The sequence below is a fragment of the candidate division KSB1 bacterium genome, assembly GCA_034505495.1.
GTDB lineage: Bacteria > Zhuqueibacterota > Zhuqueibacteria > Residuimicrobiales > Krinioviventaceae > Fontimicrobium_A.
Genome location: JAPDQV010000062.1, coordinates 1 through 12,778 on the forward strand (window position 1 = coordinate 1; position 12,778 = coordinate 12,778).

Below are 12,778 nucleotides of genomic sequence, written 5' to 3' on the forward strand. Positions count from 1 at the left end.
CCTTTAAATAGGTTCCGCTGATATTCTCCCGCAACTCGAATTGACCGACGCAAATATCTTCCCAGGTTACGTTTTCAACGGGCCTGCTATCCCCCTTGAAAAAGGAAGGGTTCGCTCCCATGATCAATTCCCACTGCTTCTGCGTAACCGCAAAGACTCCCAGATAGAAATCCTCGGTAAGAAGCACCTCATGAGCTTCCTCCATGATTGCCCATTGACTGTCACGCAACTCGGGAGCAGATTCCCCCATTATGAAAGCCCCAGCCGGTATCCTTCTGAGCACCAACTTTGTCGTTTTATGTTCATCAGTCCAACCCGTTGTGGGTGGACCGTCAAGAAACACCGGACGACTGTCTGGCTTCAGCAGATCAAAGACGACGTAATTGCTCTGCCGATGGACACCTTCTATTTTTTGACCACACTCCGGGCACGCCGTCCATGCAGGTTCAAGCAGTGTCCCACATGAAGAGCATGCACGCTGCCCCGCGATCATAAACCCACAGTGTAGCGGCATCCCCGCCGAGACCCGCCCCTCCACCGCCACGTGCCACAGGGCCTCCGGCGGCGGAGGGGGCGGAACGATCTTGGGCGGGGTGGCGACGACGGGCGCCGCATCCTCGGTTTGGCGCCGGGTTGCCCCCCCGCGGTACCAGCAGCAAGGCGCCGCCGCGCTGGTGGCCGGCCTCGCGAAGGCCGTCGTGCTCCACCCGCGGCCACCCGCGGCGCACCCAGGCGTACAGGTCTTCCCGGTCCAGCCAGGGCTTGTCGTTATGGCGCAGGCAATCGAGCAGGTGTTCCGCGAAAGGGCTGGGATCGGGCGACTCGGCCGCGCCGACAGAGACGAGCACCTCCCGCGAGCGGTAGCGAGCTGCAATCGCCGGATAGTCTTCCTGCTGTCTTTCCGTGGTTTCGCCCAAGTCCTTGGGCAGGATGCGACCGGCAAAACACGAATCGCTGATCAGAAGCACATGCCGGAACGGTAACCGCCTGAGTATTTTGACCAACTCCGTATGGGGAAACCAGGCGTGCCGCACTTTGAAATTTCGCCCCGCGTCATGCGGAATCCAATAACTTTCATCCGTGAGCGGGTCGAGGTAACCGTGCCCGCTGTAAAGGATCAGCAGATCGTCACTGCCAAACTCCCGCTCGAGTTTCTCCTGCGAGGGTCCGTCCGCGCCGACCCATTGAAGCAAACCATCCCGCAGGCGCTCACACGTGGCTTGTTCGTCCTCCAAAGAGCAAATCGCGCCAGGTTCAAACCCGAAACGTTGAATGAGAACCGCCTCGATCTGGCGGGATTCCGGCACCGGCCCGTTGAGCGAACGCCACTCGGCATAGCGATTAATTGCGATCCGTAAAAGGAATTTGCGGGGCATTTTGTTTCCTCAAGGGCGCGACCGACCAGGAGCATAGGGCGGCGCCCCGCGCGGGTCACCGCCGCGGTCGGTATGTCGGATCGTCGCTCCAACGAAGGTAGTGTTCGATAACGGCATCGGTCAAACTGGCCGCCACGAGTTTCTTTGCGGATTCAAAATCCTTCTTTTTCAACGGCCGCAGTTTCAGCGTTCGGTCCGCAATTTCGCGCAGGTCTTTCCATTCGGAAAGCTCCGGGTTCATCTCCTGTTCCATGCGGTTCTTGGCCACGGCTGTCAGGCTGCGCAGGTCCCGGCCGGAATACCCTTTCGTCTGCTTGTCATCCGCCAGCCAGTCCAACAGCGTGGGGTCCTCCAACGTATATCCCTGCCGCAGAATTAATTTCTCGAGTATCTGACGCCGTCCCCCCTCGTCCGGCGGCGGCACATAGACCCGGTTCTCGCCGAAGCGGCTGAGAATGGCCGGGTCGAGATCCCACGGCAGATTGGTGGCGGCGACGGTGAGCACGAAACGGGAACGCAGGTCCCTTCCTTTCTTCGCCATACCATCCATCTCTTCAAGCAACACTCCGAGGATGGCGCGCGATGCGGCGTCCGCGTTGCTGCTTCGGGAGGTGCACAAGCCATCAATTTCGTCAATGAATACCAGTGACGGCGAGGTGCCGGCGGCGGTTTCGTAGAGCAGACTGATGCTCTTCTCGGTGTTTCCCTGATAATGGCCTTTGAGCCCCGCAACTCGAACATTGTAGAAGCGTCCGGGAACCCCGCCCAGGCAGAGTGCGTTCGAAAGTGCTGCGGCCAATAATGTCTTGCCGGTTCCCGGAGGGCCGAACAAGAGTATGTCGCCCGACGCCTCCCGCTTGACGCCCTCGGGCTGGCGGACCACGGCGCTGGCCAAAGCCCTTTTCAGGTCCTTGACCAGGGAATCCAGGCCTCCGATGTCATCCCATGTCACGTTTGAGTCCTGGGCAAAACTGTCCACCAAACCGATCAGCATCTGGCCGATGGCATCGCCCGCCAATTGCGCACGGATATTCCCCGCGCCGGCGGCCACGCCTTTGCGCGGCTCAGCGGCGCCTCCGGCGGCGCCGGCAGGTTCTTTTTTGCCGGAGAGATACTGCACGGCCAGCTCGCGAAACTTGAGGCTGTTCGCCATGCGCCGCCCGCGCTCTTCAGCGGAGATCGCCTGGCTGGCGCCGCGCAGCCACGCGCGAGAAAGCTGGTCATAGGCATTTCCCGCCGCAACAAAGTTACCTTGGGCCGCAAACGCCTCCGCCTGCTTCCTCAGATCCTCACAATCCTGGATCCAACTGCCCGCAACCATGGTCTGGGCTCCCTATTTTGCGACGCTCAAATCGTGAGCGAGGACGGCATCCCGGTCTTTTCGTCAATTTCCTTTTGGATTCGGGCTTTCTCGGCGGGATCCTTCGCTTCTTCCCACCTCTTGAACAGCGCCTTGATTTCCTTTTCCGTCGTCAAGTCCGCTTGAGCGCCCTCGACGTGCATCAGCGTTTCCATCACGTCGCCGATGCGCTGGGAAGCCCGGATCATGCCTTCGATCTCGACCTGCATCGAATCCATCACGGCCTGCCAGTCTTCGATCTTGACCCCCTTCTTCAGCAACCCCACTTCCTTGAGCTGGTCAACGATCTGCATCGTCGTTTCCAGTGATGAAAAATTCGAGAGATGAGTCAGAAAAATTCCGGCTTGACGTCCGATCATTTGAGCCTTCTGCGCGGCCTGTGCGGCCTGACGCATCAATCCCGGACGTTCGGCTGCGTTCGTTTCGGGCAGAAAGGCTTTCTCGCGAAGCGACATGGCCTCTTTCTCGGCCGCCAGCGCTTCGCGTTCATATTCCGACACTTTGCGGCGCAGTTTCGGAATCTGCTCCTGGACATCCTTTAACTTCAACTGCGCCGGCTTGATTTTCAGCCATTCGGCCACCATTCCGACAATCGTGTCCTGATCACTCATCTTGATCTCCCCTCTTGCGATATTCGGGTATGATAAGCAGTGGAAGAAATCTGTCGTCAGGCCATTTCTGGCACGCCGGCCATTTTATCAATTTGCGCCTTCACCTTCTCGGCCTCGGACGTGTTGCCTTCCGCGACAAGCGTGGCGTATTTCTCGAACAACGCCTCCAGTTCCTTGTTTGTTCCGGAATCGCCCAGCGCAGCGTCCATGGAACGGTTGATATCCTCCATGGCGTGAGTGAGTTTTTCGATTTCGGACTGTTTGAGATGCAGCACGTCCGACAGCTTCTCGACCTGCTTCACAAACTGTTCCAAGGTCAAGCCCTTCGGCAGCTTGGAGGTTTCGCAAAGATCCTTGTAGAATTTCTTCAGCAGTTTCACTTGCTCGACGACGCCGGACAACCGGTACAACATGCTTACCGAGTTGGTTAGCGTGCTGGCGCGCTTGGCTGCGATCTTTGCCTTCTGAATAGCTAGAGTTCGCTCGATGGGGCTGCGGCGAAGGTTCTTTTCCGGCGAGATGTGCTCATTGTATTCCTTCGCCGCCTGCTGGATCTCCCGCTCCCATTGAGCCTGGAGCCTTTTCGTTCCGCGTAACTTCTCTTCGAGTTCTTCAACATTTATGGAATCAATAGACTGTGAGGTAATGCCGAGTATCCAACCGAATGCATCCTTGATGACTCCCATGGTATTTCCCTTTCCTTGTGTTGTTCCCGTTTGCGGTTTCTGAAGTTTACGTTATCTCCCTCCGCATTCCGTCGGTTCGGGCCGACGGCGACGGCGACGAGCTGTTGGGGGCCGCCTTGGCCGTGAGTTCGCGCTCCAGATCACGCAGTTCCTGCTCCGTATTGTCCTCTATTTCAACGTATTCGCCGTGCTTAACGGTGTCGTAAGTAGCGAGAGCCGCCAAACCAGCTTGTTTCATTTTGCGCTGCAAAGCCTCGACCTCTTCTGGAGTGAAATCAGTTCCGCTGTGAATAATCTTGCGCAACTCGGCAATGAGTTTGTCATTCGCAGCGATACCGTTGCGGAGGGCCGCCCGCGCAGGCTTCAGATCCGCAATTCGTTTGCGGATCTCCGCTATCTTCTCCAGCGCCTTCTTGCGCTCCGGCGAATCCGGCGTCGTGGCGTTGAACTCCGCGATGGCGGCGCGCTCATTTTCCTCCAAAACATCGAGGTCGCGATCCAGCTTTTTCAGCTCGACCTGTTTAAGGTCGCGTTCCCGTTCAAGTTTTTCCAGTTGCTGCCGGAACTCGTTTTTCCGGTCCGCGCTGTTGTTTTCCTTGTCCGTCTTTCCGCCAAACAGCGACCGCAACCAGGCCCAGAGTCGCGCAATCATCTCCTTGCCCTCTCTTTTGGGGGCGCCGCGGCCTCTTTCAGCCACAGCGCAGGCTCCTTCAGGCGAATGCACGCGAGCGCGCCCTCACCATTTGTGACCGGCGCCAAGTGACCCTCAAAAAACCGGCGCCCTACTTCCTCCACGGTAGCCGGTTGCCACAGTTCGATCAAGTCCGCATCTTTGTATAGCCGCAAATCCGAGGTTCCATCCCAGACGCGCCGGGCGTGCGTCAGAATCAGCTCGCGATATCGCTTAAACCTTTCCTCGTCATTTTCAAAAATGAAACATCTTCGAAACGTGTCGTCGAGATGAACGGGCCAGTGAGCGGGAGCCTGCCACTGCTCCGCTTTGCGAGGAATCGGCAACACGTACCAGGCACACGGCCCCGTTTGTCCGGAGGACGGAGTGGCGTCGTCGTTGGTGTCGGGAACCCCGACCAACGCGAGATCGGCCTCCGTCCAGACGTCGGGCCATTGATCGGTCAGCGCTGTTTGGAGAGCGGCGCGGGAAAGGCCGTATGCCACGCCGACGATCACGACGAACTTATTCTTCCCGAAAAAAGCTTTTTTCGCAACCAACCGCGCCTCCATCCAAACGACGCCGACGGATTCAGAGTCGCGGGAAAGCCGGGAACGCGCGTCAAGACGCAGGGTCACCGGCCCGGACAGGTCCGCCACTTGATAGTGGCGGGGACTGCCATCTTTGCCGCGAATTATGATCCGCGTTTTTGGCGAGAGATACCGAGAGACATTGGCCTGCAACCGCGCCGCCCCTTCCAAGCCGCTCTGCGCCGGTTCGGAATGTTTTGCATCGGCAGATGGCCCGGCGGCGATCAAGCAATTCTTGCACCACCGCCGGCCTCCATTTTTCGCGCCCTCTTTATTCCAGGCCAAGGCGCTAATGTACCGTTCCGTTTCCGGACTGCGGCAGTTCGGATTTTCGCAGCGAAAATAATCGGCGCCGGGTTTCCAACCCGCGGCGAAAGGTATTCCCGACCAACAACATTTTGTTCCGGCAGGAGCGTTTTCCGTCATAATCAGCTCATCCTTTTTGCCAGGCATCGCCCCCCACCCCAGGCGAGCGAGGGCGGCAGCCACGTCAGGCACTCCGTGGCCTACTTCGCACTCACGGCTGTAGGGTTCGCCGTTCGGCGCCACAGGCGCAACCGCCGTTTTGAACAACGCACTTAAAACGGCGGCGCGGCGAGCTGCGGGCTCGTTTTCCCTGCAAGCCGACCATAAAAGGCTGCACACGCCGGCGATGGCGGGCGCCGCCATGCTGGTGCCGGACATTTCAGTGTAGAGACCCCGGCGATCAAAAGACGGCAAACCCGCCCGAGCGGATCGAGCTGCCACCACGCGGACGCCCGGACCCGCCAGGGTCGGCTTCTCGAAACAGGCGTGATTTCGCTGGTTTGAGCCGCGGCTTGAGAAATCCGCCAAGTGTCGCTCGCTATCCAACGCAGCGACGGATATGACATGCCGGCCGTCAGCTGGCGGCGATATTGTTTCCGGCGCCGGCCCTTCGTTGCCGGCGGAGACACAAAAGATCATGTGGCGTTTTTCCGAAAGGTAATCGCAAACTTGAGTGAGTTGACTGCGGCCGTTGGGCGATTCGCTGGTCCCCAGAGAGAGGCTGACAATGTTGACCTCCCGTTCCGCAAGCCAGTCAAGCGCAGCCAGAACCTTCTCAAGCGTGGTCCAGCCGTTCCGATCGAAAACGCGGGCAACCAGCAGCCGGCTGCGGGGCGCGACGCCGGAATAGCGAGCATCGCCCTTCCCGGCGCCCGCGAGAATGCCGAGGCAGTGCGTGCCATGCCCCAGCTCGTCGCTCATGCGTCCCTCGCCGCTGAAATCCGCCCAGTTGTCGTCGCTGATCCCCTCAAAATCCGGATGTTCCAAGTCCAAACCGGAGTCGAGGATGCCAACCCAGGTGTCCGATCCGAGTTGTTCCTGCGCCGCGCGGGGAACGGCCAACCAGTCCGAAACGACAATCGGCCGGCTTTCATCCGATATTGTTCGCGGATCATCCAATCTAAACCGCGCATCCGGCAGCGCGAACTGCAAGCCAATGCGATCGCGCAAAGTCTCGACAATCCCCGGAAAAGGCGGCAACGAGCATTCAAATACCGGAAGATGTTTGTACGGGAATTGAACTTGCCATTTACCGGTTTCCCAACCGCGCAACGTCTGTCGATCGCCAATCGCCAGGCATCGCACCCATCGCTCGACCGGCAACCATTGTGATTGCCTGTCCAGAAATTCGGCGAATACCAGCCGTCCGGCGGACAAGTCTGCCAGATCCGTCTCCGTTTGCCAGGCCAACGCGCCGAGCAACAGGGGACGCCGCAATGTCTCAGGATATTCCGAAAATTGCGGGAGAGATACCGAGCGTTTGCCGAAGGTGATCCGGCGATGTGTCCGCTCGATGAAGCGCTCTTTTTCTACGCTGGAATCCGGCCGATAGCTCCGCTCCTCGATGCGCTCTTCCAGCGTTTCCATTTCAGCCCACTCTGATGCCAGTGCCGCAAAGTTCTGACGCCGCGCCGCCTCAATTTGGCGAGCCATCCATTCGTCGGAAAACGGTCGTTGTTGATCTAATTCCTCCTGGGAAAACAACAGGGTTCCCACAATCATCGTATCCAAAGCGTCCAAAACATATTGGAAGGAAACCAGTGCGTGACCGGCACCTTCCGGACATTCCGGCGCCCATTCCTCGCCCCAGGAATTTCGAACGATAAAATATCCCCCGCCGGGCACCATCGAATCCAACTGGTAGCCGACAATCAGCATCGCGTGCCCGCCAATCGGAGGTTCATCGCCGATGCGACGGAATATTTTGCCACTGCGATAGGTTTCTGCGCTTCGCCAGCTTTCATAGACGGGCAAACCTATGACGATGGGTCGCGGCGCAAAACGGCGGTCTTCAACATCGAAACCCTGCAGAATCTGCATCAAAACCTGAGGGAGCGGCGGCGTCTCGTCTTCCAGTTCAAAAAAACCGCCGATTCTATAGGGCCATGCCTGGGACTGAGCCTCCTCCGGCGCCGGCCCTTGTCCGACGTTGCCAGCGATAGGCTGAGGGTTGTAGGGCCAGAGCGAGGCTTCGCAAACACCCGCCATCTCCAGCGCCGCGGCAGCAACACCCGGCCATGTCCCCTCGATATCCGGGCAGCCGTCCATTTCTTTGCACATCCAATAAAGACACTGCTCCGATAGCGAGTTGCCAGACCCCAGAAGATATTCACGAGCCGCCACCATTGCGAATGCAACGCACGTTCCGCGCATCCCTTGGTTTCGAATCGGGGGCAGACGATTTTGAAGACTTACCCGTTCCGGTGATCTTGTCTCCAAACTTTTTCCGGAAACGGGGCCACGCCCGAAGAAACGCTTAAAATGAGGCGGACGCGCCGATGGCGATCTCCACTTGAGTTGAACCTCTTCGTCAGGCCAAGGTTTTAGCGGCAACCCGAGCGGCGGCAGCGGACGCGGACGCATTGCCGCTTCCACGCACACCGGTCCCATCGCCCTTTGAGTGTTTTTCTTCAGGGTCCGAACGCCATCTTCATCCAAGCCCAGCAACCCCGCGATACGCCGCGCCGTGTCTTCAAGCTGGAGCAAGCCCACCAGTTCCTGGGCGGAACTGATCCACAGCTCTGCCAGCAGGGAACGCTGAGATTGACTTAGCCCTTCGATCCTGTCCATCGGGATCGTCTCCATTGTTCATTTCTCCGTGAGAGGTATGCCAGGAATGAATGGGAATGGGGGTGGAGACGCAATCAGTTTTCGCTCTGATTCACTCAGTTGGCCTTTAACTTTCGCCAATATTCGTTTCAATTCCGTCTCGTCCACCCCAACGGCGGCAGCCAGTCGCGTTCGCTGCAAGGGGTCAGATGCCTTCGAGACCAAGTCAAGAGCCGAGGCGATCCCTGCCGAGCGAAGCCGCTCTTCGAGAACGGCATCCCCGACGGCGGAAAGTGGCGTCGCCGGAGATTCCGCCGCAGAGGTGAGTCTCACGGGGGGTTCCCATGAAAAACTGCGGATCAACCCCGCATCGAGCAATTTCATGAAAAGCGACGCCGGCAGGTGCGCCACGCCGCCAGGCAAATGCAGAAATAGGCTTATACGTATCTCCGGGACCGCCTCTCGCGATACAATCCCTGCGCGTTCTGTTTGAATTGGTACCGCGGGCAGGAGGTTGCGACAAGCCTGCTCGAACTGTTCTCGGTCTGTCGGTTGAAACGCGACGTGGAGCATTGGATCCGATGCGATCGCTGCCGCGTTCGCCGTTATACCGGAACGCGGCGTCCCGGCGGCGGCCATGCCGCGGCGCAGGGTCTCGGGATCACCTTCGAACTCGGGACGCGCCGCAAACCGCTCCGCCCATTCGTTAGCCGTTTCGCCCGCAGATTTCATTCGGATTGCCTCCACACCCGTCTAAACTCCCGCCGGCGCGATTTTCTTACATGCAGATCGAGATCGGAAACAGCCTCGCGCCGCGGTCAGTCCTTTGCCGCCCGGATCTCAAGCGTCATCTCGCACGATCGCGGCCCGGCCTCGGCGCGCACCCGGTAGCGGCCCGGCTGCATGCCGCGCAACAGCGCTTCCCCCTTTTCGAACGCCTTCGCCCTGACGTACCATTTCCCCTGGTCTTCGTCCTGAACCGAAAGCAGAAACGGCCGGAGAGCCTTGCCTCGAGCATCTTTGAGGGAAAGCTGCACGTCAATACCGTCTTTGCCCTGCATGGCCGTGCCGGAGAGGCGACAATCCGGAGCGGCTTTTTCAAAGGCGAGCGATAACGGCTGACTGAAAGTTTCTGCGTTCCTGGCGCCCGCAAGCCCGCGCATGCCTACCATGGCCGGCGCGAGACTCGGCGGAGCGAGCAGCTCGACGCCTGCGGCCACCACCGCCTCTATCTGGCGCACCGACTCGGCAAACCAGATGGCGATGTCGGCCCTTTGGGGCGCGGGCCGATCCGCGAACCGTTCCGTCATGGCGTCGCGCAGCGACTCAATTGCAGGACCGAAGCGCCTGCGCAGTTCGGCGGCCGAGAGCAGAAACGGAGTCGCGCTCCGCCAGAACTCGCGGTCGTCTTCCTTGGGGGCTCCGTTCATGTTTGGTGTTCCTTCCATAGCGGCAAGACGAACGCGCGGAATTTTTCTTCCATCCGCTTTAAAGTGACACCCACGGCGCCCAGGGGAACCGACAAGCGGTCTGAGATTTCTCGGTAGCTAAGTCCTTGCAAGTGTCTCAGACGGAAGATTTCGACATGTTTGCCGTTGGGCACCGTCTCAAGAAACTGAAGCACCAGTCGCTGGGGAGAGAATTTGACCTCCTCGTCGTCCAGCGCTGCAACGATGTCTCTCCCGTCACTGCCGGCGATCGTATCGCTCAATGGGCGGTAGTTGTCGCCCTGATTGGAACCTGGCGTCGGCCCATCCAGAGAAACCGTCTGGCCGGCGCGACGCCGCGCCTGTTCCTGCCGGGCCTTGTCCTTCAGATAGTTGAGCATGATCCGCCTAAGCCAACTCGAGAAAGAACTGCGAGCCTCGTACGTGTGCAAACGACCAAGCACGCGGACGACCACTTCCATGGTAGCATCGTCGGGGTCCGCAACGCGCCACGAGCCTTGCGCCTGCAGATATCGGAGCATGGCTTGGAGATAATTGATGGTTCGCGCCGCCAACTGTTCAATGGCATGCCCATCGCCTGCACAGGCGGCATCAACCAACTCTTTCGGAAATGAATCCTCCGTGATCGAAAGCTTCCTCGCCTGTTGTGCCGTCGCTGACATGAACGCGGCATTCCATCGGCTGGCTCGCCGGGCCTTCCCCGATTGTTCGAACAAACAACGGGAATTTAAGCAAAGATTCCCTGCGCCTTCAATTGTTTATGTCTCTGCGGCAAACCTCGGATTTGAAACCAGGGCGTCGTTATGATTGGCAGTCTCCCGCGGCCACAGGTCGGTCCGGTGCCCTTAGGGGGCGGGCGGAAGAAACACCGCAGCAAAACAACGCTTTGCGGGAGACTGAAAATAACTATCTTCGGCTCATCCGTGGTTCAATAATGAGGTCTACCCCGTAAACCACTCGGCCCTACAGTCGGAGGATTGAATGCACATGAACGCGCCCAACCATCAGACGCGAGATATCGCGGCGGCAATCCGCTGCCAGGTGTTGCCGGAAGGCGCCAAGCGCTTGGGATTGGTCATCGGCATTGATCGCTACCGGGACGAGCGGCTGAACCTACATTGTGCCCCGAGCCGATGCCGAGGCGATGTACAAGCTGATGACCGACCCTGAGTGTGGTCTTTTCGATCGCGAGAATGTCGCGATGCTCCTCGACGAGGAGGCCACGCGCGAGCGCATTTGGCGCGCGCTGGCCGGTTTACGGCGCAAATCGAGCATGAACGACACGGTGTGGCTTTTCTATGCAGGCCATGGGGCTCCTGAAGGCGTCGATTCTTACTGGGTTCCCCATGACGGGGATGTGGATGATCTTTTCGCAACCGGTTTGTCGCGAAAGGAAATCAATCGCGTTCTCGATGAACTGGCGGCGGAAAGGATCGTCGTTTTCCTGGACTGCTGTCATGCCGCCGCTATGGCTGTTCAGAAGAATAGGACGCGTGTTGCCCTGACGGCCGAGGTGGCAATCGGCGCCTACAAGGGCAAGGGCCGGCTAATATTCGCGGCGTCGGACGGACGTGAGAAATCGGTGGAGGTAACGGAGGTGGCCGCGGCGCGTTCTCGTACTTTATTGAGCGAGGAATCCGGGGCGAAGCCGACCGTGACCGTTCCGGCATCGTGACCGCTGACGCCTTGTGGTCATATCTCAAGGACCGGGTCTCAGCGGCGTCACAGGCGGCAGGGAATCCGCAAACCCCTGTGCGCTTCGGCGAAGAAACTCATGATTTCGCTCTCAGCCTCAACCCGCTGGAGTTTGGACGTCGGAAGCGACTGGCGGAAGCCATCTCGGCCATGGCGGGGATCGGTCCGGATCGCCTCACTACCGAAGAAGGGTCGCTCTGCCTGGATCTCATTCGACTCGGCGGGCGGACCGCGGCGGAACGGGAAATGATCGAGGCGATCGAGGCCGTGGTGTCGGGACAACTGCGACTGCCCATCCTTCGCCGGTTGATCAAAGTCGTGCAGGAGGAGCGGACACAGCCCGGTGGAATTCCGGTGGAGAAAACAGTGCACGCGACAACGGTCATCGCCTCTACAGCGAATCGGCGGTAAGATGAGCAATCGGAAATCAAGAAATCTGAAACGAAGCCGACCTTTGACATCAAGTACGCCGATAATTTCGCCTCCTTACCCCAGGAATACCGCTGGGGACCCGACAAGGTGGAGACGGTGTTGCGTGAGTGGAGCCGCAGCAGGAAAGGTGTGCCGCGCGACCTCATGGAAACATGCACCATCGAGGCGATCGAACTTGATGGTATTGTCGCATGGAGCGGGACGGCCACTTGAAAAAAGAGAGTTCGAGGAAGTCCGCCGAGGAATAAACTTCACCCATCTTCGACAGTTTGAAAAACTGGATCGTTATTAATCAACGGCTTATGACGACGCGGGAGGGCTGTGCCAACACACCCTCGTTCCAGCTATGTCAGCTCAGGCCTCTCGAATGGTCGGCGGCAAGGCGACTCCCGCCGCCCGAATGGCCGCGTACGCGTCCCCTCTCAATTGACTGCGCAGCAGCTACCGCCGACCCCGGAACTTCGCCTCGACTTCCTCGAGGCGTTCCAGCCCCCGAATCACTTCGGCCCATTCCCAGTTCTCTCCCCGCGCCTCCAGACGTTTCTCCAAATCCACCTTCAGCCGCAACGCCAGAAAACTGCAAAACACATGCCCCCGGATCGCCTCATCGCACTTGTGGTAGATCGGACGGGTTTCCAGGATCGTCTTGGCCGTGCGGATCGTGTCCTCGACCATCCAGAGCCCCTTGTACGCCAGGGCCGACTGTTCCGCGGAATAGTCGCTATTGGTCCGCAACACCCAGATGCCGTCGAACCGCTCGTCGTACTTCACCGTCTGTTCATCCACGACGAAATGCCTGTGGCCTTCCACCTTCAGATACCGTCGAAAACCCTTG

14 protein-coding genes are annotated in these 12,778 nt (G+C 59.0%); 3 read left to right on the plus strand and 11 right to left on the minus strand.

Annotated elements, in window-relative coordinates:
• From ONB24_14810 to ONB24_14855, 10 genes are all read right to left on the minus strand, one after another.
• Positions 1-250 (minus strand): hypothetical protein (locus tag ONB24_14810; GenBank protein ID MDZ7317380.1); only part of this gene is annotated, 250 nt, incomplete at its 3' end.
• A 196-nt stretch (positions 251-446) separates the two neighbouring features.
• Positions 447-1,376, minus strand: coding sequence for a caspase family protein (locus ONB24_14815; protein ID MDZ7317381.1), 930 nt, complete (start codon positions 1,374-1,376; stop codon positions 447-449).
• 55 nt (positions 1,377-1,431) lie between these two features.
• Positions 1,432-2,697: an ATP-binding protein gene (locus ONB24_14820; GenBank protein MDZ7317382.1), complete on the minus strand. Its 1,266-nt coding sequence runs from the start codon at positions 2,695-2,697 to the stop codon at positions 1,432-1,434.
• Positions 2,698-2,723: 26 nt separating this feature from the next.
• The gene (locus tag ONB24_14825; GenBank protein MDZ7317383.1) at positions 2,724-3,347 is read right to left on the minus strand and encodes a hypothetical protein; all 624 of its coding nucleotides are present in this window, start codon (positions 3,345-3,347) and stop codon (positions 2,724-2,726) included.
• Between the two features lie 56 nt (positions 3,348-3,403).
• Positions 3,404-4,033: a hypothetical protein gene (locus tag ONB24_14830; GenBank protein ID MDZ7317384.1), complete on the minus strand. Its 630-nt coding sequence runs from the start codon at positions 4,031-4,033 to the stop codon at positions 3,404-3,406.
• 46 nt (positions 4,034-4,079) lie between these two features.
• Complete coding sequence (locus ONB24_14835) at positions 4,080-4,730, minus strand: hypothetical protein (GenBank protein MDZ7317385.1); 651 nt, start codon at positions 4,728-4,730, stop codon at positions 4,080-4,082.
• Positions 4,682-8,389, minus strand: coding sequence for a S8 family serine peptidase (locus ONB24_14840; protein ID MDZ7317386.1), 3,708 nt, complete (start codon positions 8,387-8,389; stop codon positions 4,682-4,684). Before ONB24_14840 ends, ONB24_14835 begins: the two co-directional genes overlap by 49 nt.
• An 18-nt stretch (positions 8,390-8,407) precedes the next feature.
• On the minus strand, positions 8,408-9,100 hold the full coding sequence (locus tag ONB24_14845) for a DUF4332 domain-containing protein (protein MDZ7317387.1): 693 nt from the start codon (positions 9,098-9,100) through the stop codon (positions 8,408-8,410).
• Between the two features lie 86 nt (positions 9,101-9,186).
• On the minus strand, positions 9,187-9,798 hold the full coding sequence (locus ONB24_14850) for a hypothetical protein (GenBank protein ID MDZ7317388.1): 612 nt from the start codon (positions 9,796-9,798) through the stop codon (positions 9,187-9,189).
• Positions 9,795-10,478 carry an RNA polymerase sigma factor gene (locus ONB24_14855; protein ID MDZ7317389.1) on the minus strand — a complete coding sequence of 228 codons (684 nt, stop codon included), beginning with the start codon at positions 10,476-10,478 and terminating at the stop codon, positions 9,795-9,797. The genes ONB24_14850 and ONB24_14855 overlap by 4 nt, the downstream gene beginning before the upstream one ends.
• A gap of 319 nt (positions 10,479-10,797) precedes the next feature.
• On the opposite strand from ONB24_14855, the gene ONB24_14860 reads away from it, so the two are divergent.
• Genes ONB24_14860 through ONB24_14870 form a run of 3 tightly spaced genes read left to right on the plus strand, consistent with a single transcriptional unit; the run spans position 10,798 to position 11,922 of the window.
• Positions 10,798-10,986, plus strand: a complete 189-nt coding sequence (locus ONB24_14860; GenBank protein MDZ7317390.1) for a hypothetical protein — start codon at positions 10,798-10,800, stop codon at positions 10,984-10,986.
• A complete protein-coding gene (locus ONB24_14865; GenBank protein ID MDZ7317391.1) occupies positions 10,973-11,491 on the plus strand; it encodes a caspase family protein in 519 nt (172 codons plus the stop codon). The genes ONB24_14860 and ONB24_14865 overlap by 14 nt, the downstream gene beginning before the upstream one ends.
• Positions 11,488-11,922, plus strand: coding sequence for a hypothetical protein (locus tag ONB24_14870; GenBank protein MDZ7317392.1), 435 nt, complete (start codon positions 11,488-11,490; stop codon positions 11,920-11,922). Before ONB24_14865 ends, ONB24_14870 begins: the two co-directional genes overlap by 4 nt.
• A 462-nt stretch (positions 11,923-12,384) precedes the next feature.
• Here ONB24_14870 and ONB24_14875 read toward each other — a convergent pair.
• Positions 12,385-12,778 (minus strand): transposase (locus ONB24_14875; protein MDZ7317393.1); only part of this gene is annotated, 394 nt, incomplete at its 5' end.